General features: G+C 45.7%; 20 protein-coding genes. 15 read left to right on the forward strand and 5 right to left on the reverse strand.

Annotated features, from left to right (window positions below; translation table 11 throughout):
• The first annotated feature begins 34 nt into the window (after positions 1-34).
• The 4 genes from LSG34_RS13700 to LSG34_RS13715 all read left to right on the forward strand — a co-directional run bounded on the left by LSG34_RS13700 (position 35) and on the right by LSG34_RS13715 (position 5,096).
• A complete protein-coding gene (locus tag LSG34_RS13700) occupies positions 35-778 on the forward strand; it encodes an SDR family NAD(P)-dependent oxidoreductase (protein ID WP_233009660.1) in 744 nt (247 codons plus the stop codon).
• Positions 775-1,254, forward strand: coding sequence for a DUF2878 domain-containing protein (locus LSG34_RS13705; protein ID WP_233009661.1), 480 nt, complete (start codon positions 775-777; stop codon positions 1,252-1,254). The genes LSG34_RS13700 and LSG34_RS13705 overlap by 4 nt, the downstream gene beginning before the upstream one ends.
• Complete coding sequence (locus tag LSG34_RS13710) at positions 1,247-1,750, forward strand: chalcone isomerase family protein (protein ID WP_233009662.1); 504 nt, start codon at positions 1,247-1,249, stop codon at positions 1,748-1,750. Before LSG34_RS13705 ends, LSG34_RS13710 begins: the two co-directional genes overlap by 8 nt.
• A 532-nt stretch (positions 1,751-2,282) precedes the next feature.
• A complete protein-coding gene (locus tag LSG34_RS13715) occupies positions 2,283-5,096 on the forward strand; it encodes a TonB-dependent receptor (protein ID WP_233009663.1) in 2,814 nt (937 codons plus the stop codon).
• Positions 5,097-5,200: 104 nt separating this feature from the next.
• On the opposite strand, the gene LSG34_RS13720 is transcribed toward LSG34_RS13715, so the two are convergent.
• Positions 5,201-6,508, reverse strand: coding sequence for an alkaline phosphatase (locus tag LSG34_RS13720; protein ID WP_233009664.1), 1,308 nt, complete (start codon positions 6,506-6,508; stop codon positions 5,201-5,203).
• Between the two features lie 263 nt (positions 6,509-6,771).
• On the opposite strand from LSG34_RS13720, the gene LSG34_RS13725 reads away from it, so the two are divergent.
• The 6 genes from LSG34_RS13725 (at position 6,772) to LSG34_RS13750 (ending at position 13,874) form a co-directional block, all read left to right on the forward strand.
• A complete protein-coding gene (locus tag LSG34_RS13725) occupies positions 6,772-7,374 on the forward strand; it encodes a Slp family lipoprotein (protein WP_233009665.1) in 603 nt (200 codons plus the stop codon).
• 40 nt (positions 7,375-7,414) lie between these two features.
• Complete coding sequence (locus LSG34_RS13730; protein ID WP_233009666.1) at positions 7,415-8,197, forward strand: class I SAM-dependent methyltransferase; 783 nt, start codon at positions 7,415-7,417, stop codon at positions 8,195-8,197.
• A complete protein-coding gene (locus LSG34_RS13735; RefSeq protein WP_233009667.1) occupies positions 8,197-9,036 on the forward strand; it encodes an alpha/beta fold hydrolase in 840 nt (279 codons plus the stop codon). Before LSG34_RS13730 ends, LSG34_RS13735 begins: the two co-directional genes overlap by 1 nt.
• Positions 9,037-9,458: 422 nt before the next feature.
• On the forward strand, positions 9,459-11,117 hold the full coding sequence (gene fadD, locus LSG34_RS13740) for a long-chain-fatty-acid--CoA ligase FadD (RefSeq protein WP_233009668.1): 1,659 nt from the start codon (positions 9,459-9,461) through the stop codon (positions 11,115-11,117).
• 82 nt (positions 11,118-11,199) lie between these two features.
• On the forward strand, positions 11,200-12,345 hold the full coding sequence (gene rnd / locus LSG34_RS13745; protein WP_233009669.1) for a ribonuclease D: 1,146 nt from the start codon (positions 11,200-11,202) through the stop codon (positions 12,343-12,345).
• A gap of 155 nt (positions 12,346-12,500) precedes the next feature.
• The gene (locus LSG34_RS13750) at positions 12,501-13,874 is read left to right on the forward strand and encodes a DUF4397 domain-containing protein (protein ID WP_233009670.1); all 1,374 of its coding nucleotides are present in this window, start codon (positions 12,501-12,503) and stop codon (positions 13,872-13,874) included.
• A 41-nt stretch (positions 13,875-13,915) separates the two neighbouring features.
• On the opposite strand, the gene minE is transcribed toward LSG34_RS13750, so the two are convergent.
• From minE to minC, 3 genes are read right to left on the reverse strand one after another with little or no spacing between them, the layout of a single operon-like run.
• Positions 13,916-14,176 carry a cell division topological specificity factor MinE gene (minE, locus tag LSG34_RS13755; RefSeq protein WP_233009671.1) on the reverse strand — a complete coding sequence of 87 codons (261 nt, stop codon included), beginning with the start codon at positions 14,174-14,176 and terminating at the stop codon, positions 13,916-13,918.
• Positions 14,177-14,180: 4 nt separating this feature from the next.
• Entirely contained in the window at positions 14,181-14,990 is an 810-nt protein-coding gene (gene minD, locus LSG34_RS13760; RefSeq protein WP_127021166.1) for a septum site-determining protein MinD, read from the reverse strand.
• Positions 14,991-15,002: 12 nt separating this feature from the next.
• A complete protein-coding gene (gene minC, locus LSG34_RS13765) occupies positions 15,003-15,704 on the reverse strand; it encodes a septum site-determining protein MinC (RefSeq protein WP_233009672.1) in 702 nt (233 codons plus the stop codon).
• A 141-nt stretch (positions 15,705-15,845) separates the two neighbouring features.
• Here minC and LSG34_RS13770 point away from each other — a divergent pair, with 141 nt between their 5' ends.
• The 5 genes from LSG34_RS13770 to LSG34_RS13790 all read left to right on the forward strand — a co-directional run bounded on the left by LSG34_RS13770 (position 15,846) and on the right by LSG34_RS13790 (position 19,127).
• Positions 15,846-16,124, forward strand: coding sequence for a YcgL domain-containing protein (locus tag LSG34_RS13770; protein WP_264346014.1), 279 nt, complete (start codon positions 15,846-15,848; stop codon positions 16,122-16,124).
• Between the two features lie 3 nt (positions 16,125-16,127).
• Positions 16,128-17,285, forward strand: coding sequence for a lytic murein transglycosylase (locus LSG34_RS13775; RefSeq protein ID WP_233009674.1), 1,158 nt, complete (start codon positions 16,128-16,130; stop codon positions 17,283-17,285).
• Positions 17,282-17,944 carry a fumarylacetoacetate hydrolase family protein gene (locus tag LSG34_RS13780; RefSeq protein ID WP_233009675.1) on the forward strand — a complete coding sequence of 221 codons (663 nt, stop codon included), beginning with the start codon at positions 17,282-17,284 and terminating at the stop codon, positions 17,942-17,944. Before LSG34_RS13775 ends, LSG34_RS13780 begins: the two co-directional genes overlap by 4 nt.
• Before the next feature lie 13 nt (positions 17,945-17,957).
• The gene (locus LSG34_RS13785; protein ID WP_264346017.1) at positions 17,958-18,455 is read left to right on the forward strand and encodes a YcgN family cysteine cluster protein; all 498 of its coding nucleotides are present in this window, start codon (positions 17,958-17,960) and stop codon (positions 18,453-18,455) included.
• 66 nt (positions 18,456-18,521) lie between these two features.
• Positions 18,522-19,127: a mechanosensitive ion channel domain-containing protein gene (locus tag LSG34_RS13790; RefSeq protein WP_233009677.1), complete on the forward strand. Its 606-nt coding sequence runs from the start codon at positions 18,522-18,524 to the stop codon at positions 19,125-19,127.
• Between the two features lie 61 nt (positions 19,128-19,188).
• Here LSG34_RS13790 and cysZ read toward each other — a convergent pair whose 3' ends face one another.
• The gene (gene cysZ, locus LSG34_RS13795) at positions 19,189-19,905 is read right to left on the reverse strand and encodes a sulfate transporter CysZ (RefSeq protein ID WP_233009678.1); all 717 of its coding nucleotides are present in this window, start codon (positions 19,903-19,905) and stop codon (positions 19,189-19,191) included.
• Positions 19,906-20,096: the final 191 nt, after the last annotated feature.

Below are 20,096 nucleotides of genomic sequence, written 5' to 3' on the forward strand. Positions count from 1 at the left end.
TATACATAAACATTGATCCTAAGAGTCTGTGTTTATGTCCCGTTATTGTTTAGTCACTGGTGCCAGTTCAGGTTTAGGCCGCGAACTGGCCATTCAATACGCTAACGAAGGTTGGCAGGTGATCGCTGTTGCTCGTTCTGTCAACGCGCTCAATGAACTGCACAACCAACACAACAGCATTCACGCTTTTCCTTTGGATTTGACCAACACAGAGCTGTTTTCGGCTGCTGTTGAGCAACTCTCCCAACAGATCCCGGCTTTGGATTTAGTTATTCTTAATGCGGGCAGTTGTGATTACGTCGATGCGACCAATCTGCCTTTAGATATTTTCGACCGCACTATGGCGCTGAATTTTCAAGCCCAGGTAGCGGCTGTGAAGTTGCTATTACCGCTGCTGCAAAAATCGGAGCTGGGTACTTTGGCTGTCGTTAGTAGTCTGGCGCATTTGTTTCCATTTACCAAAGCAGAGGCCTATGGCGCCAGTAAAGCAGCACTGAGTTACTTTGCTGACAGCTTAAGAGTGGATTTAACGGACTCTGGCGTGCGGGTTTGTCTGATTGAACCAGGTTTTGTCGATACCCCTTTAACGCAAAAGAACGATTTTAAGATGCCATTTCTGCTGCAGGTCGAAGACGCTGCAGCTCGTATCAGAACAGGGCTTCAGGCACAGCAGCAACGCATACGGTTTCCAAAACGGCTGGTGTGGAGCCTGCATCTGCTGAACCTGCTACCTTATTCATTGCGCTGCAAAGTCGCGTCGGGGATGCGGCAACCATGACAAGCATGAACTGGCCCGCCTTGATTGGCTTTAAATTAAGCTGGTTTGCACTTGTGTTCTTCCAAAACTTGCTGCTTATTCCAGTGGTGCTGTTTGTGCTGTGGTCGTTGTGGCGCTGCAGTAACGCTGAACGTTTGGCCTGGTTTGCTTTGGCAGCCGTGGGGATTACGCTGGATTCTGTATTGCAGTACAGCGGGGTTTTAAGTTTTACCGGCTCCATCTGGTTACCACTTTGGATGTTGGCCTTGTGGCTGGTTTTTAGTTTAGTGGTGGTACAGGTGTTTTCGGCTTATCTGCAAAATTACTGGATAGCGGCACTTAGTTCAGCCGTTGCTGGTCCAATGGCTTATCTGGGAGGTGCAGCATTAAGCGGTCAGATGCAGGTCAGCAGCACAACTGAAGCCTATATAGCATTGGCTTTGTGTTGGGGCTGCTATGGTGTGTTATCAGGATGGAGCAGACGATTTTATGCGTAAAATTTTAATGATAGTCACAGTTCTTTTCAGCTTGAACGCGCAGGCCATGCCAGATAACGTCAAGTTAGTGGGGCAGGGTCAGTTCAGTTATTTATTCTGGGATTTGTACCAGGCGCAACTTTATACGGCAGATGGCAACTGGAGCGGTTACCAGCAAAGTGCTCCTTTGGTACTCAAGCTGACTTATCAGCGTGATATCAGCAAAGCGGATTTTATTGAAGCGACTGTTGATCAGTGGAAACATTTGCACGGTAAGGTTTCAGCTCAGCATCAGGATTGGGCAAAGCAACTCGACACACTTTGGACTGATGTTAAAAAAGGCGACCAGTTAAGTTGTGTTTTATTGGCCGATGGCACAGTACAGTTTTACTTCAACGATAAGCTGCTGGGAGACGTCACAGACCCTGCTTTTGGTCCGGCGTTTTTAGATATTTGGTTGTCTGAAAAAACCTCTGCGCCAAAGCTGAGAAAACAATTGCTGAAAACTTCAGCATAAAAATGAGGCAGTGATGTGTTGGTGGCGGTGGATTTCTTCACTACACCCAACGCATATCAATGCCTCTTGTCCCCTCTGTATGCACATCTAATTTAGTTGATGGTGTTTTTCATCTTATTTACTTTCAGTTTTGTCACAAAACAACAGCTGACTGACTTCTGTTTATTAATTAATCTTTTGGTGAGTGGCCCTGAATAAGGTGTTTTTGCAGTATTGTTGTTATTAAACAGTTAGATATGTCATAACCCTTCTGTTTTGTTGTCTGATCCTTATACAGTTTCATCGTTTATTTTGTATACATATGTTTATGTTGTTGATTCTTATCATAAATTTAACACCTGTACTTTTTGCGGCAGATGCCAGTTAACGCAGTCATTTGGCGGTTAAAAGCGGTTGACCCTTACAAAACATTGCATTTATTATCCGCCGCCTTTTTGGGATAGCCCCAAATCAGGCGTGTTGTAGCTTCAATCAACACCATTGTTGATTGCCGTAAAAACAGAGTCACTACGCAGTGGCCCAGGGAGAAAAAATGTTTGTAAGTAGTAAGCTGTCAAAAGCAGTTGGTTTAGCTGTCGCTTTTGGCGCTGTGTCAGGCGTCACTTTTTCTGGTTCAGTACAAGCTCAGGATACTGGGAGTGTTGAACGTATTCAGGTTACAGGTTCGAGCATCAAACGTACTGATTTCGAAGGTGCATTACCAGTTCAGACTATTGATCGTGCAGCTATTGACCGTTCAGGTTTAGCAACAGCAGGTGATTTAATTCAGTCTATTCCGTCTATGCAAGGTTTCACCTCTGATGGTGACTCAGTGGGTGGCGGCGGTGGAGGTATGAAAACCGCTTCATTACGTGGTTTAGGTGCTGAATACACTCTGGTTCTGATCAATGGTCGCAGAATGGCACCACGTGGCTCAGGCTCTACTATCGACCTGAACTCTATTCCTTTAGCTGCTATTGAGCGTGTTGAAGTACTGACAGACGGCGCATCTGCTTTGTACGGTTCTGACGCTATTGCAGGTGTTGTAAACTTTATTACCAAAGACGATGCTCAGGGTGTGAATGTTTCTGCCCGTTATAGCAAACCTGAAGAGAAAAATGGTACCAGCGACAATTTCTCTATTACAGGTGGTTTAGGTGATTTTGATACTGACGGTTACAACGTATTGTTATCTTACAGCCGTGACTCTCAGGAACAGCTGAAGGCGACAGACCGTGACTTTGCTAAATCAGGTATTATCCCTTTTACCTTGAATAACAAAGAATATTTCTATGTTGCAGGCTCGCCAAACGCCATCCCTGCAAACGCCCGTTATGTATACACTGGCGCCGATGGCAAATTAACCAACTCAGCTGCATTTAACCCTTATGCAAAACAAAATGGCGCTTGTGCACCAGACAACTTTGAATCTTCAGGTTTATGTCAGTATGACTACACTACAACTGTAGAAATCCTGCCAGAAAGTGAACGTGATTCATTTATGCTGGGCACTGACATTGCATTGGGCGAAGATACAAAGTTATTTGCTGATGTGATGTACTCAGATTTCTCTCAGACCACCCGTATCGCACCAAACGCTACAGGTTTCTTCACCTTAGACAAAGATTCAGCCTTAGCTCAACAATACGTGATGCCATATGTTGATCCAGCTCATGTGGGTTCTGTAACTTCTGTCCAGGCCCAATGGCGTGCATTACCACTGGGTGGCCGTGCTACTGAGTGGAACACCAAATCAACTCATATCGTCAGTGGTATCGAAGGTGTGATTGACACTATCGACTACTCAGCTGCTTTCACTTTCTCAAAAAATGATACAGATGAAAACATTGCTGGCGGATACCCAATCTATGACAAGTTCATGGACGCGGTAAGTTCTGGTCTGGTGAACGTATTTGAAACTCCGGATAAGATCAGTGCTGAAGGCCTTCAGGCGCTGCAGGATTCTCAGTACTTCGGTAACTGGAGCAATGAGACCACTGAAGTCAAAGGTGTGGATCTGAAAGCATCTACGCCGGTGTATTCTCTGCCTGCTGGTGATGTGTATATAGGTACTGGTGTTGAGTTCCGTAACACAAACTACGTTAGCTCTCTGGCTGATGCGAATAAACAGGATCTGCTGTTAGGCGCAAACATTGGTTCAGAGTATGACTTAAGCCGTGACAACTACGGTGGTTTTGTCGAAGTGATAGTTCCGGCTCTTGAGAATCTGGAACTGACTGGTGCTGTGCGTTATGACAACATTGGTGAAGTAGAATCTGATTTCGTTTATGACGAAGACGGTATTGCCAGCCCGGGCAGCTACACTGTAAACGATTCAATGAATGACACCACGTACAAACTGGCGCTACGTTACAACGCAACGGAAGACTTGTTACTGCGTGCATCAACTGGTACAGGCTTTAAAGCGCCTTCTATGCTGGACTTAGCTCAGCCTAAAGCTCCGTTTGGTGTAACAAGCGGCGCTTACCTGTGTCCATTCGCAGGTACAACGGATCCATTGGCTGAGGTATGTAGTGTATCGCCACAGCAGTTTGAAGCTTTTAATCAGGGTAACCCGAACTTAAAACCAGAAGAGTCAAAACAGTACACTGTAGGTTTTGTGTACGCACCTGACAATAACTTCAGCTTCAGCCTGGACTACTGGAATATTGAGCTGACAAATATGGTGACAGCAGTCACTGAAGCTCAGATTGTTGCAGATCCAGAGCGTTACCGTCACCTGTATACCACGAAAACAAACAAAGCGACTGGTCAGGAAGAGCTGGCCATCATTTTTGAAAGCATCAACGTGGGCCAATCCAAAAATACTGGTCTTGACTGGGATTTAACAGTAGGTAATGACTTATCTTTTGGTCGTTTAACTACAACGCTGGCTGGTACTTATGTGCTGGATAGCGAATATACCCGTCCAGGTACTACAGATGACTGGATCAGCAGCTTAGGTCGTTTTGGTGATGACAATAAGGTTGTTTTCAGAACCTTAGCTAAATTCACTAATACATTAACTCACGGTGATTTCGCTCACAGTGCGACGCTGAATTACCGCAGTGGTTATGAAGATCAAGCGCAATCTGCAGCCAGCCGTTATGTACGTTTAGGCTCTGTAACTGGTCCTGGTGTAGACATTCAACTGAGTGTTCCTTCATACGCCACTATCAACTATCAGACCAAATACCAGGCGATGGACGCTTTGGGTGTGACGTTCGGTATCAACAACTTAGCTGACCGTGCTCCTCCATTATCCTTACGCTCAGGTGGTGCTGGTCACCAGGTTGGTTTCGACCCTCGTTACACTGATGTTTATGGCCGTACTTTCTATTTAGGTCTGGACTACAAGTTCATGTAACTTGATCGCAAGTGAAGGGAGATTTCTGTTGATGACAGAAGTTTCCCTGAACCAAAGAAAAACCCCACTGCGTGCAGTGGGGTTTGTTTTTTTAGAGCTACAGATCATTTTTTCTGTTGAATAAACTGGATCAGTTTTGCTGCGATTTCAGTATTGTCCTGAAAGCCTGCGAATGCTTGTTTATCAGCACCATAAGCCAGTACTGGTACATCAGCCGCTGTATGGCCACCGCTGGTCCAGCCCGTGGTAGAGTGATGGTCAATACGTTGTTTCACTGCTTTAGCCAGAGGCTCTAAGCCTTCAGCACGCGCCTTAGTCAGCAACTGTTGCTCATCTGTTTTCAGTTCAAGACCTGTTAAACCCAACCATGCCTGATACAACACCTTGTCATCTTTCAGCGCTAACAGCTGACCCGCTATGTATTCGCCAGAATGTTTTACCTTTTTAATCACATCCCGTTTCCAGCTGTAATTACCATTCGCTCCTAAAGACAAACCACCGGTTTCGTGATCTGCTGTCACCACTAAAATGGTATCAGGGTGACTATCGACATAAGCTTTGGCTACTTTGATGGCCTCACCAAAATCATGCATTTCAGCCATGGCACAAGCTATATCGTTGGCATGACCACACCAGTCAATCTGGCTGCCTTCAATCATCACGACAAAACCTTTTTCGGCCGGAGACAGCAGCTTCAGTGCTTTTTCTGTCATTTGTTTTAGTGGCAGAGGTTCAGGGTTGTCTAAGGCACTGTCAAACCCCTTAGGTGCAAATAAACCTAAAGCAGGCAGCTTGTTCAGCGTTTTTAAGCCAGTCCAGCTGTCTGCGTACTGGAAACCCGCCTGTTTAAATTCTTCCACCAGATTACGGTCTTTACGGATAAAGTAGCTGGTACCGCCGCCGAGCATTAAATCGGCAACGATCTGACCATTTACTTTATTGTCGATGTAATCATCGGCTATCTGATCGTAGTTTTGACGGCTTTTGTCATGCGCCAGAAAACCAGCAGGCGTGGCATGGTTAATTTGCGCCGTCACCACTACACCTGTCTGCATACCTTTGGCTTTGGCAATTTCCAGCATAGTGGTTAAAGGTTTATGGTCATGGTCAACTGCAATAGCGCCATTATAAGTTTTATGCGTGCTGGACAAGGCAGTCGCCGCCGCAGCTGAGTCTGTCACTACGGTATCGTCATCCGGGTAAGTACTGGCATTGCCAATCCATAACTCGTCAAACACAGTGCGTTCCACCACTTTGGTGTCCGGATTATCCATGTAATAACGATAGGCGGCTAAATAGGCCGGGCCCATACCATCGCCAATCATATAAATAATGTTCTTAGGTGCGGCAGTGACAGCGAAAGATGTTGAAGCAAGGCAAGCGATGCTGATTAAACTTAGTTTCTTTAACATAGGAAAGCTCTGTAGATGGCTGAAAATCTGGTGCTACCAGAGTCTGTAGGGTGAGGTTATCTTACGTCAGTGACTAAAATATGACAAAACTGTAAATAGTCTAAACGCGACCAACAGACGTAAAAGCAGGACTGAAAGGTGTGAAAACAAAACTTAGTATATAAGTGTTGCGGAGCGGATCATGCATGGCTTAGAGTAAGTATGGAACTAAAGCCGCTACACCTTATCTAACAGGCCGTGTAGCAAACGAGGTTGAAAAAGTCATGAGTAAGAAGTTTGTAGTTGTTGCTTTGAGTCTGATGATATTGGCTGGCTGTGCCAGTTATCCCGAACAGGTTCGTATTGCAGATAACGTAGCTTTAACCAGCTATGAAAATGCGGTGCAACAAAATATCGATTTTGGTACTGCCCGCTGGAGCGGCGTCATTGCTGAAATCAGTAATAAAGCCAATCAAACCCGTCTGGAAGTTGTGTATTTTCCGTCAGGCTCTAATGGACGTCCTGCAGTATCTGATCAAACCAAAGGCCGTTTTGTTACCTACATCAACGGCTTTTTAGATCCTATGGTGTACCAGCGTGGTAAGTCGGTTACAGTGCTGGGTGATTTAACCCGATCTGAAGTGGGTAAAGTTGACGAATACGAGTACCGTTACCCGGTCATTAAAGACGCTAAAGTGTATTTATGGCCAAAACAAGAAGAACGTATTGAAGTGATTGATACCTGGCCTATGATGCGTCCGTACCCTTACCCTTATTATTGGGGTTATGGCCCAGGTGTGCGTGTCCGTACTATTACAAAACAACAATCGACAACACAAGGCGCAGTTCATGTTGACAATAATAAACAGAATAAAGTGCAACCTTAATTTAGTAGTAATTTCAGCTGCGCTTTTTAGCGCAGCGGCTGTGGCTGAAACTCCTTCTGCTCCAGACTTAACAGCTCTGGCGGAACATTCATTCCGAAGCGTAGAAGATAAGGCCAGAAATCAGTATCGCCATCCGGTAGAAACACTGAACTTTTTTGGCATTAAGCCTACCATGTCAGTGCTGGAGATCTGGCCTGCCCGTGGCTGGTATACAGAAATTCTTGGTCCCTATTTAAAAGAGCAGGGCAAACTGAGTATTGCTAATTTTCGTGTGGATGATGGCACTATGCAGGATGACAGAAAAATCTTCTGGAGTCGGATCAGTGAAAAACTCAGCCAGCGTATTCTGAAACATAAAGACCATTTTGGCACTATCCAGCAAACGGAATTTGATCCTCCTGCCTATATGTATCTGGGGTTAACTCAACAATACGATATGGTGCTGAGTTTCCGCAACGCTCATATCTGGAATGAACAAGGTTATCTGCTGGATGTATTTCGCGCCGTATTTGATGTACTCAAACCTGGCGGAGTCTTTGGCATAGTCGAACACAGAGCAAGCCGGGTATCTGAAATCTCCAGCTCTGCTGTTGAAGGTTATCTGGACGAGTCTTATGTGATTGCTGTGGCTGAACAAGCTGGTTTTACACTGCAGACAAAGTCTGAAATCAATGCCAATCCAAAAGACACCAAAGATTACCCTAAAGGGGTGTACACCTTACCGCCAACCTTAGCTATGGGTGCTGTAGACAGAGCTAAATATCTGGCTATAGGTGAAAGTGATCGTATGACCTTAAAATTCGTCAAGGCCGCCAGCGAGTAATGCTGGCTGTGGAGTTTTCACTGCCCGCTTTATCTTTAGCGGGCTGGCAGCAAGGTCCAACTCAGCAAAAAGTAACTTTATGCCTGCACGGCTGGCTGGATAATGCCGATAGTTTTTTACCCCTTTCTGCCTGCTTAAACGAGTTGAATCTGGTTGCCATTGATTTACCGGGGCATGGACTGTCACAACATCGTAGCCTGGATGCCCATTATCATTTTTTAGACTGGATTTATGATCTGGCGACGCTGATTAAAATTCAGGGTTGGCAACAGGTCGATATTATTGGCCATTCGATGGGCGGTATGATTGGTTCTGTGCTTGCTGCTGTAATGCCACAGATGGTGCGCAAATTAGTACTGATCGACAGTATGGGTCTGGTGACTGGCGAGGCTGGAAAAACAACAGAGCAAATACGAAGTGCCATCAATCACAGATGGCAAAGCCCACATAAACAAAAACCAGTGTATCCCGATCTGCAAAGTGCAGCGCTTGCCCGCCAAAGTCAAAGCGATTTTGATCTGGCTTCGGCGTTGATTTTGGCCAAACGTGGCACAAAGCTTTGCCCTGGTGGGCTCACCTGGTCGGCTGATATGCGCTTGAGAGAATCTTCTGCCTATCGATTGCTGCAACCCCAGGCGATGCAGCTGCTTAAAGATATTCAATGCCCAGTGCAAGCTATTCTGGCCAGTGATGGTCTGGAGATGATGCAACAAGCCAGGCAACAGTATCAAAGCTGTTATCAGCAACTTGAATGGGTTGAGATCAGAGGGGGTCATCATTGCCATATGACTCAGCCAGAACAAACGGCCAAGGCCATTCGTCAATTTTTACTGTCCTGATTGTTTTTTATGCTCTGCAATCCTGCAGAGCACCCTTAGGGGCCAGCTAAAGCTGTTAAAAATCGTTCCTGACGATTTTTTATGCTCTGCAATCCTGCAGAGCACCCTTACGGGCCAGCTAAAGCTGTTAAAAATGGTTCCTGACGATTTTTTATGCTCTGTAATCCTGCAGAGCACCCTTACGGGCCAGCTAAAGCTGTTAAAAATCGTTCCTGACGATTTTTTATGCTGTTATAGTCGGGGTCAGAACTGCTGCTTGAGCAGGCAATTGTTAAATGAAAGCAATTGTGGGATGATGCAGGATTAGAGTAAAAACTCAGTGTCGTTTTGTTTCAGACCCCCAATGATGTCTGTACAAAGGGCCAAAGCACTAACTATAACTACTATAACTAAAAAATAATAAATACCACGAGGAGAGGACAGTGGATCGAGTCTGGGCAAAAAATTATCCTGAAGGCGTTCCGACAGATATCAATGCTGATCATTACGCATCATTACTGGAAGTTTTTGATGAGAGCATCAAAGACCATGCTGAAAAAACCGCCTACATCAATATGGGCAAAAGCATTACGTACGCAGAACTGGACCAGCTGAGCTTAAAGTTTGCTGCTTATTTGCAGCAGCAATTAGGCCTGAAAAAAGGTGATGCTGTTGCTGTGATGATGCCAAACCTGCTGCAATACCCAGTTTGTATTTTAGGTATATTGCGTGCAGGTTGTGTAGTGGTTAACGTCAATCCACTGTACACACCTCGTGAATTAGAGCACCAACTGCTCGACTCACAAGCCAAAGCAATCGTCATTGTTGAAAACTTCGCTCATACCTTGTCTGATGTGCAGGATAAAGTGAAGCTGGACCATGTGATCCTGACACATATGGGCGATATGTTAGGCCTGCTTAAAGGCACTATCGTCAATCTGGTGGTTAAGCATGTTAAAAAGCTGATCCCTGCTCATAATCTGAAAAAGTACGTCACCTACAAACAGGTGATCGCTGCCGGTAATGCGGCTGCGTACAAAAAGCCTGTAGTGGTTGGAGAAGATTTAGCTTTCCTGCAGTACACAGGTGGTACTACAGGTGTATCTAAAGGCGCTATGCTGACGCACCGCAATATGGTGGCCAATCTGGAGCAGGCTGATGGTTGTATAGGTCCTCTGCTGACTCACGGCAAAGAGCTCGTGGTCACAGCTCTACCGCTTTATCATATCTTCGCATTAACGGCCAATTTCCTGGTCTTTATGAAGTATGGTGGTACAAACCTTTTGATCACCAACCCAAGGGATATGCCCAACTTTGTTAAAGAACTGGCAAAGTATCCTTTCTCTGTTATCACAGGTGTAAATACACTATTTAATGGTTTATTGAATACGCCTGGTTTTGCTCAGCTGGATTTCAGCAATATGAAGCTGGCATTGGGTGGTGGTATGGCAGTGCAGCGCCCTGTGGCAGAACGCTGGCAGAAAGTGACTACAACCCGTTTAGTAGAAGGTTATGGTTTAACTGAATGTGCACCTTTGGTCACTGTCAGTCCTTATAATCTGCCTGCGTATAACGGCAGTATAGGTTTTCCTGCACCTTCCACTGACATCAAGCTTGTCAATGATGATGGTGCTGAAGTAGCTGCCGGCGAAGCTGGTGAAATGTGGGTCAAAGGCCCACAGGTCATGAAAGGCTACTACAACAGACCTGATGAAACTTTAAAGGTACTGAATGCAGATGGCTGGTTAGCAACAGGGGATATAGCCCGTGTGGATGACGACGGCTTCTTCTACATAGTTGATCGCAAAAAAGACATGATTTTAGTCTCAGGTTTTAACGTTTATCCAAATGAGATTGAAGAAGTGGTCGCGATGAATGACAAAGTACTTGAAGTGGCTGCTGTTGGTGTTCCAAACGAAGCCACTGGCGAAGCGGTGAAGATATTTGTGGTGAAAAAAGACCAAAGCCTGACAGATGTTGAGCTAATACAACACTGTAAAGAACGTTTGACGGGCTATAAAGTGCCGAAGCTGGTAGAATTCCGCACTGAATTGCCAAAAACCAACGTGGGTAAAATCTTAAGGCGGGAGCTGAAAGGTTAAACCAGAAAAAACCGGCTTTGGCCGGTTTTTTTACGATGAAAAGTTGGCTAGAGAAATAGAAAGAGACAATCAAGGATTTCAAATGACGTATCAGCTTATAACCTCCTCATCTGCTTTAGCTGCTTTTTGTGCGCAAGCCGCCAGTACGGACCTGTTAGCTGTTGATACTGAATTTGTCCGCCAAACTACCTTGAGTCCAAAGCTTGGCTTGATCCAGCTGTTTGATGGTAAGCAACTGGCGTTAGTTGACCCTTTAGCTATTGATGACTGGAGCTCCTTGCAACAGCTGTTTGCCAGTCCAACAGTCTGCAAAGTGGTGCACTCCTGCAATGAAGATTTAGAAGCTTTAGCCACTAAAAATCTGTTGCCTATATTGCCTCTGATCGACACTCAACTTGCTGCTGAACTGGCAGGTTGGGGCGGTAGTCAGGGCTATGCCAAACTGGTGCAACGGGTTTGTGCTATTGAGCTGGATAAAAGTGAATCCCGCACCGACTGGATAGCTCGGCCTTTATCTGCATTGCAACTGGACTACGCGGCCAAAGATGTCGAGCATTTACTGGACGTGTATCAGGCGCTGAAAACTGAGCTGGTTGCAAAAGGCCAATACGAACTGCTGCTTGCTGAAGGCGAACATTTAATAGCACGTCGCTCTTTTGGCTTGCCTTTGTCATTTCGTCATCTTGAGCTGAAAAACAGCAATCTGCTGACTCCACGTGAGCTGGCTATTTTGCGTGAATTGGTGATTTGGCGTCAGGACTATGCGCAGCAGCACGATATGGCACTGGGTTTTATCTTTAAAGATCATCATTTACTGGATATCGCCAAACGCCGTCCTGGCAGCCTGGAGTCGATGTTTAATATCCCGGAATTACCCGGCCGTGAAGTACGTCGCCACGGCAAAACAGTATTAGCCCTGATTGAACAAGCCAAAGCTTTGCCACTGGAGCAATGCCCTGCGCCTTTTTATCACACAGATGTCTTTCTGGGGTTCAAAGAAGAGCTACAGAAAATTACCGATGCCATCAAAGCTGCAGCCAAAGCGTCCGGCATTCCGGCTGAATTTATGGCCGTGCGTCGCCAAAGCACAGAGTACTTTAACTGGTGCTGGCGTGTCAGTGACGAAGACAGAGCTCAATTGCCTGTTCCCGAGTTTTTGCGGGGATGGCGTCGTGAGGTTTTAATCAATCACTTACCTGTTCCAGCTCATATAAAGCCACTGATCTAAAAGTGTTATTGTTACGTATTACGGCGCTGTTTTTCGTCTGGTTTAGCGCATTTTTTGCGTTGAATCCTGCTGTTTTTTTCACAAATCTGCACTGATCCTATAAAAAAACACCTTCGTAACCCTTTTGCTACATCAACAATCAAAAGGGTTAGAAAATGATGAAATTGACAATGAAGTCGCTCGCAATGGGCGCAGCCTTTTTATTGGTCGGTTGTAACAGCTCCGACAATGACTTGCCTGCAATACCAGAAAAACCTTCCAGTGTATCGGTGAAAGTTGTACATGCCGTCTCAGACGCCCCTGATGTGTCCGTCAGTCGCACCAACGGCGTGGTGATACCTAACTTAGCTTTTGGCGCCGTGGCAGAAGCTCTGGTTGCAAGTCCGGGCGACTTTGCTTTAGCTGTGGATGCCAAATTGCCGGGCGATACAGTGGCCCGGGTTATACCTGAAACTACACTTACTCTGGCTGAAGCAACAGATTACGTTGTTTTTGCAGCGGGCAAGGCTGCAGACAGCAGTATCGAGCCTATAGTGGTATCTATTCCACAAACTGCAGTCACCAGCGGCAACGTGCGTTTGCGTGTGGTGCACGGCGCAGCATCAGCACCCACAGTAGACGTGCATTTAACAGCTCCTGCTGATGCGCTATCGGCAGGTACTGTCGCTGCTACTTTAGAATTCACCGACGCCACTGGTGACGTTACAGTGCCAGCGGGTGACTACAGAGTTCGTATCACGCCGGCAGGTAATTTAACTACAGTGGTTTACGATTCAGGCACTGTGGCTTTAACCTCAGGTTCAGACCTGACTGTTGCTGCGCTGGACAATAGATTTGCCGGTGATTCACCTGTTTCTTTATTGGCATTAGTGCAAGGTGGCAATACCAGTCTTGAGCTATTAGATGAAGGTTCTGTATCAGCAGTGCGAGTGGTACACGATGTATCAGATGCACCTGCTGTCGATGTATTGGTAGATGGCGCAGAAGCTATTAATGCTTTAGCTTTCCCAAATTTTACTGATTACGCTGAATTAGCTCCAGACACATACAACGTAAAAGTGGCTGCGGATGCGGATAACTCAGTGGTTGTTATTGATACCGATCTGGAGCTGGACGCTGGTGCTTATTACACAGTGCATGCAGTAGGTTCTTTAACTGAAGACAGTATCGAACCTTTGGTGGTGGTGGATAACCCACGTCGTATCGCAACAGCGGCACAAATTCGTGTGATCCATGGCTCCAGCCTGGCAGGCCCGGTGGATGTCTATCTGACTGCAAACTCGGATATTTCAGCTGCAACAGCGGCGCTGAGTAATGTGCCTTTTAAAGCGGACTCAGGGTATATCCAGGTACCAGCAGGTGATTATTTTGTCACTGTGACACCAACAGGCAGCAAAACAGCAGCCATAGGTCCTGTGGCAGTGACATTGGATGCAAACAATATTTATACAGCGGTAGCTCGTGATGGAGTGGGGTTAACAGCGGATCTGGGATTGATCCTGTTGGATGACTTTAACAACGTGCAGTAGCAAAAATGAGGCAGAGTCACAGACTCTGCCTCATTTGTTTATTACTTCTTATCGTCTGGGAAAGTGACGTTTAATTCCAGCACAGACAGTTGATCTGAGCTTTTCTCCAACGACACCGACACCTGATCGTCAGCTATATCCACATACTTGCGGATAACCGCCAGAATATCGCGCTCCAGCTGCGGTAAATAATCCGGGCTGTTGCGGCGGTTGCGTTCATGGGCAACGATGATCTGTAACCGCTCTTTGGCAGTTGAAGCGGTATTTTTTTTCGTTGAACGGAAATAATCCAATAACGACATTCGCTTAGCCTCCAAATATACGTTTCAGCAAGCCTTTTTTCTCAACATTCAAGAAACGGAAAGGCACTTCTTCGCCAAGCAAGCGGGCGACCGTGTCTAAATAGGCCTGACCAGCATCGCTGTCCTGATCCAAAATTACTGGCTGACCTGAGTTCGACGCATTTAATACCGCCTGAGATTCAGGGATCACACCCAGCAGTTTAATGGCCAGAATTTCGCCCACGTCTTCCACACTCAGCATCTCACCTTTGACTACACGCTCAGGGTTGTAGCGGGTTAACAGCAAGTGTTCTTTAATACCTGGTAAACCTTGTTCAGCACGACGTGATTTGCTGCTCAGCATACCTAAAATACGGTCTGAGTCACGCACTGACGATACTTCAGGGTTGGTCACAACCACTGCTTCGTCGGCAAAATACAACGCCATCATGGCACCTGATTCAATACCAGCAGGTGAGTCACAGATGATGTAATCAAATTCTTCAGCCAGTTCGTTCAGAATGCGCTCTACGCCTTCTTTACTCAAAGCATCTTTATCGCGGGTTTGTGAAGCAGGCAGAATAAACAGGGTGTCGATACGTTTATCTTTGATCATCGCCTGTTTTAAATTCGCTTCACCGTTAATCACGTTAACGAAGTCGTATACAACACGACGCTCACAACCCATGATTAAATCGAGGTTTCTTAAACCTATATCGAAATCGATAATGACGGTTTTAAAACCGCGCATCGCGATGCCTGTACCAATAGCCGCGCTTGACGTAGTTTTGCCTACGCCACCTTTACCTGATGTAACAACAATGATTTTTGCCATCGCAAAATATCCTTAAAGCAAATCTGCTAAAACCAACTTATCGTCCTGCAACCCAATGCAAGCCGACTTACCCCAATATTCGCCTTGCAGACTGTCACTGAGCCAGTAACTTCCGGCTATGGAGATCAGTTCAGCTTCCAGCTTGTGACAAAACACGCGTTTTTGACTATCTCCGGCAGCGCCTGCTATGGCTTTACCACGCAGCGTACCGTAAATATGTATATTTCCATCGGCAATGACTTCAGCGCCGGCACCTACAGTACCACGGATCACTAAATCTGCACCTTTGGCATAAATTTGTTGGCCAGAGCGAATATTTTGCTCCACAACTTTGGTTTCCATCACAGGAGCTGCAACTGCAGCTTCTGTTTTGGCTTCTTTTTCTTTGGTTTCTTTAGCTGGTGTTTTGCTTTTGCTCAGTTGTAATGAGGCTAAACCTGCGGCCTGAGCCACTTTTTTCAGCTCTGCTGAAGCACCACATACACCTACTAATACCAGCTCAAGTTCTTTAAATACTTCAGCAATAGCTTCAAAATCAGGAGCTTGAGTAACAGACTCGACATTAATCACCACAGGTGCGCGGTAAAAAAAGGCAGGAGCTTGTGCCAGTTTTTGTTGCAGCTGGGTTTTTACTGCAGCAGCAGACAGGTCCTGACAATACAACACAGACAGTGGAAACAAACTGCCTTTTAATTCAAAGGAATGATCAGACATAGCTCAAAATGCGCACTTTATTATTTGTTTAATGACGGCAAAAATACGTGTCAGCCTTTGCTTGCTTGGTACGCAAGGCTGGTGCTTCATGTTATAGTTTGCGCCCCTGTTAGGCAAGTTAGTAAGAGTAGTTTTTGTCCTATGTTATGTGTTGTTTATAAAAGTCCAAAGATGGACCAAACCTATTTATACGTATTGCGCCGCGATGACTTTAGCGCTGTACCTGAAGCCTTACTTAAAACCTTTGGTAAACCACAACTGGTCACGCTGATTAATTTGGCGACCAAAAGCAAATTAGCCCATGCAGATATCGATAAGGTCAGACATCAACTGACAGAGCAGGGTTTTTATTTACAGTTGCCTCCGCCGCCTGAAGATTTACTGAAAGCGCATAAAGAGAGCCAGCCAAACAAGGAGTAACCTATGAAGTTGACTCAAATTGCAGTCATTGTGGTCAGTGGCTTATTGTTGTCTTGTACCAGCACAGTGTCGGGCAAAGCCCAGGCCAAAACTGAAGCGGTAAAAACTGTGCCTGCGGCTAAAACACAAGCCGGGAAAAAAGCTCAGGCTGCTGTAACCGCCACAGCATTGCCAACACAAGCTGCTGTGAATAAAGCTGCTGTAAATAAAGGTAGCTTTGAGCAATACGCTGCAGCTTTAAAGCAGGAAGCCTTGCAAAAGGGCTATGCCAAAACACTGGTCAATGACGTATTCGCCAGCTTAAAGCATTACCAGTCTGCAGTGGTTGCTGATAAAAAACAGCCTGAATTTACTGAGACTTTAGATACGTATTTACCAAAACGCATCAGTAAACAGCGTATCTCGCTTGCCCGTAAATACTACAAAGAAAACCAGCAGGAACTGGAAGCCATAGGCAAGAAATACGGCGTACAGCCGCGTTTTATCGTTGCCTTATGGGGGCTAGAAAGCAGCTTTGGCAAAATTATGGGCAACTACTCAGTGCCTTCAGCTTTAGCCACTATGGCCTATGACGGTCGTCGTGAAGCCTTTTTTAAATCCGAGTTTTTTCTGGCGCTGGATATTCTGCAACAAGGCCATGTCAAATTAGCGAATATGAAAGGCTCATGGGCTGGTGCTATGGGCCAAAGCCAGTTTATGCCAAGTGCTTTTATGTCCTACGCTCAGGATGGTGACGGTGATGGTCACATCAATATCTGGCAAAGCCGCTCAGATGCTTTTGCCTCTATTGCTAATTATTTAAAAACCCGGGGCTGGGATGATAGTCAAACCTGGGGCAGAGAAGTAAAAGTGCCAAAAAACTTTGATTTCTCTTATGTGATCCCAAAAGGCAGCAAAGACAGAACTCAGTGGCTGCAGTGGTGGGCTAAATCTGAACGTTCTTTAGCGGCATGGCAAACTTTAGGGGTTCGTACCACTGAAGGTAAAGCATTACCACAGCGTGATATCAAAGCTGCATTGGTGATGCCGGATGACGAACATGGCCGGGTTTATCTGGCGTACAGCAACTACCAAACGCTGATGCACTGGAATCGTTCTTATTATTTTGTCACTAGCGTAGGTTATCTGGCCGATTTAATAGTGGCGGAGGATAAAGCATGAGTTATCAGCATAAAAATGTGCAAGGGCATGCTATAGACCTGCCTGCAGGCAAAGTACTTTGTATAGGTCAGAACTATCAGGACCATATTGCTGAAATGAACAGCAAAACAGCACCAGAAGCGCTGTTTTTTATCAAACCCAGCACAGCTCTGGTTGACATCAATCAGCCTTTTCTTATCCCACAACACTTAGGTGCTGTGCATAATGAAACTGAGCTGGCCGTGCTGATTAAAGCACCATTAACCAAAGTGACTCCACAGCAAGTGCTGGACGCTGTCTGGGGTTATGGTCTGGCGCTGGATTTAACGCTTCGGGATCAGCAAAAGAAATTAAAAGAGCTGGGAAGGCCTTGGGAAATTGCCAAAGGTTTTGACGGCGCTTGCCCTGTTTCTGGTTTTATTGCTGCTGACGAACTGGCTGATGTGCAACAGTTAGAGTTTAGTTTGATGGTAAACAGTGAACAGCGTCAGCAAGGCGATACCCGTATGATGATCCGTTCTGTGACTCAAATCATCAGCGAAATGTCGCAGTTTTTTACTTTGTTACCAGGCGATCTGGTGCTGACAGGCACACCAGCTGGTGTGGGGCCACTTTATAGCGGCGATCAGTTAGAATTAGCTCTGGCTAACAAGCTACATATTAAGACGTCAGTACGCTGACAGAGAGGTTGAAGTGTTAACAGCAAAATTCTGGGAAACAAAAAGCCTGGAACAAATGACAATTGAAGAATGGGAAGCCGTCTGTGATGGCTGCGCCAAATGTTGTCTGAATAAATTTATTGATGATGAAGACGAAGAAGCTGAAGGCCCAACCGACTACATTAAACCGGACGAGCAAGTGCATTTTACCAATATCGCTTGCCGTTATCTGGACAGCCATAAATGTGCCTGTACTGTGTATGAGAAGCGCACTGTGCTGGTACCGGATTGCGTGAAGCTGACACAGGATAATTTAAAAGATATCTTTTTTATGCCAAACAGCTGCAGCTATCGCCGTTTGCATGAAGGTCGTGGTTTACCGTCCTGGCACCCGCTGTTGAACAACGGTAAAAAAAGTCTGATGCATAAAAAACAAATGTCAGTACGCAACAAAACCATTTCCGAAGATATGGTCGATATGGAAAAGTTTGAAGATTATATTGTGACCTGGGCTATAAACGATTTGGATTAACCATTTTCAGTATCGGTTCAGTTGTACCAGTAAAAATAGCGTTTTTTGATTTAGAGGGTGGTGGTTGTGCAAGAAGCCATGCAGATTTTGCATCAGTTAAAACAGTTAATGTCCACTTTTAGTCCGGCCATAGTGCAGATGGTGATCAGTGCAATCATCATTTTGATTTATATAGTGTTGAGCCGCCGTATTGCGCCTTTTGTCTACCGCACTATAGCGGCCAGCGTATTAAAAGATGAAATGAACCGCCGCGCTTTAGTGGTGTTTCATATTCTGCTGTTTTTACTACTGGTTGTTGTTCTGAGTGTAGTCTGGGGCATCGACATCAAAGGTTTGCTGGTTCTCGCCTCTTCAATGATTGCAGTGATAGGTGTGGCGTTATTTGCCGCCTGGTCACTGCTGAGTAACATCACCGCCTTTTTTATCATGTTAGGCCAGCGTAATTTTGCGCCAGGTGCTGAAGTGAAAATTATCGATGGTGCGAACCATGTCGAAGGCAAGGTGGTGGAAATCAACTTGTTCAGCACAGTGCTGCTGACCAAAAACAACGAGCAGGTGGTGTATCCCAATAACCTGATCGTGTCCCGTCCTGTCATAGTGCAGCATCAGTTCAGAGCCGATAAAAACAAAATGGTAAACAGATGGCGGCGCAGACACCCGGATCACCGCTAGCCTGAAAATGGGGTCAGATCACATTGTTAACAGTTAACAATGTGATCTGACCCCATTTTTATTAATCTGGCAAACGCAAGGCTTCTCTGAACTTATCCACCCACATAGCAGTTGCGCCACAAACAGCTACCGGCATAATCAGTAAGTTAATCAGCGGCACCAAACTCAGCACATAAACACTGATGCCAAAACCATAACTCTGTTTCCACTGCAGCTTTAACGCCTTTCTCATGGTGGTAAAAGGTACTTTGTGGTTATCAAAAGGATAGTCACAGTACTGAATCGCCAGCATCCAGCTACAGAATAAAAACCATAACAACTGGCCTATGCCAGGCAATATAAAAAACAGCAACAAAAAGCCGATAGCGCGCGGTAAACAATAGACAAACTTTTGCCATTCACGACCCATCATACGGGGCACATCTTTTAAAAATGCGGCCAGGCCTTGATCTGGTAAGGGCTGACCAGTTAAATAGAGTTCAGTTTTTTCCGCCAGCAAGGCATTAAAAGGTGCAGCGATAAAATTAGCGACCATGGTGAAGGTTAACGCTAAACCCATCACAATAGAAAACAGCGCCAAAGGCCAGACTAAAAAGCCGATAAAACTAAGCCAGTCCGGCAGGGTAGCCACGACCTGCTCAACCCAGCCACCTAACTGACTGAATAAATAGCCAAAAGCCAAAGCAAACAACACCAGATTGATGCACAGTGGCACCACCACATAACGTTTTAAGCCTTTGACCCGAATTAAACTAAGGCCCTTCATCAGATAATGCATGGTGTTACCCCTTCTGCTGCGAACTGGTTCTGCTACGAATCAGCCGAGCATATAGGCCATGTATCTGAGTCGCAAGAAGAAATCCGTAAGCAACTTTTTCAGTGTCCGAATACAAAGCGGCCGTGACAGCAGCACTGCTGTTCTGTTACATTCACTTTTGTTAACAAAACCTCGGCCTTATTGTTCAGGGA

This window comes from Rheinheimera faecalis (genome assembly GCF_021290965.1).
In the GTDB taxonomy this organism is placed as follows: Bacteria; Pseudomonadota; Gammaproteobacteria; order Enterobacterales; family Alteromonadaceae; genus Pararheinheimera; species Pararheinheimera faecalis.

Coding starts and splice junctions, on each gene's coding strand:
- LSG34_RS13705 (WP_233009661.1), top strand. CDS start 775: ATGACAAGCATGAACTGGCCCGCCTTGATTGGCTTTAAATTAAGCTGG.
- LSG34_RS13735 (WP_233009667.1), top strand. CDS start 8,197: ATGCTGGCTGTGGAGTTTTCACTGCCCGCTTTATCTTTAGCGGGCTGG.
- LSG34_RS13720 (WP_233009664.1), bottom strand. CDS start 6,508: ATGTTAAAGAAACTAAGTTTAATCAGCATCGCTTGCCTTGCTTCAACA.
- rnd (WP_233009669.1), top strand. CDS start 11,200: ATGACGTATCAGCTTATAACCTCCTCATCTGCTTTAGCTGCTTTTTGT.
- LSG34_RS13750 (WP_233009670.1), top strand. CDS start 12,501: ATGATGAAATTGACAATGAAGTCGCTCGCAATGGGCGCAGCCTTTTTA.
- minC (WP_233009672.1), bottom strand. CDS start 15,704: ATGTCTGATCATTCCTTTGAATTAAAAGGCAGTTTGTTTCCACTGTCT.
- LSG34_RS13725 (WP_233009665.1), top strand. CDS start 6,772: ATGAGTAAGAAGTTTGTAGTTGTTGCTTTGAGTCTGATGATATTGGCT.
- LSG34_RS13775 (WP_233009674.1), top strand. CDS start 16,128: ATGAAGTTGACTCAAATTGCAGTCATTGTGGTCAGTGGCTTATTGTTG.
- LSG34_RS13715 (WP_233009663.1), top strand. CDS start 2,283: ATGTTTGTAAGTAGTAAGCTGTCAAAAGCAGTTGGTTTAGCTGTCGCT.
- minE (WP_233009671.1), bottom strand. CDS start 14,176: ATGTCGTTATTGGATTATTTCCGTTCAACGAAAAAAAATACCGCTTCA.
- LSG34_RS13700 (WP_233009660.1), top strand. CDS start 35: ATGTCCCGTTATTGTTTAGTCACTGGTGCCAGTTCAGGTTTAGGCCGC.
- LSG34_RS13780 (WP_233009675.1), top strand. CDS start 17,282: ATGAGTTATCAGCATAAAAATGTGCAAGGGCATGCTATAGACCTGCCT.
- cysZ (WP_233009678.1), bottom strand. CDS start 19,905: ATGCATTATCTGATGAAGGGCCTTAGTTTAATTCGGGTCAAAGGCTTA.
- minD (WP_127021166.1), bottom strand. CDS start 14,990: ATGGCAAAAATCATTGTTGTTACATCAGGTAAAGGTGGCGTAGGCAAA.
- LSG34_RS13710 (WP_233009662.1), top strand. CDS start 1,247: ATGCGTAAAATTTTAATGATAGTCACAGTTCTTTTCAGCTTGAACGCG.
- LSG34_RS13770 (WP_264346014.1), top strand. CDS start 15,846: ATGTTATGTGTTGTTTATAAAAGTCCAAAGATGGACCAAACCTATTTA.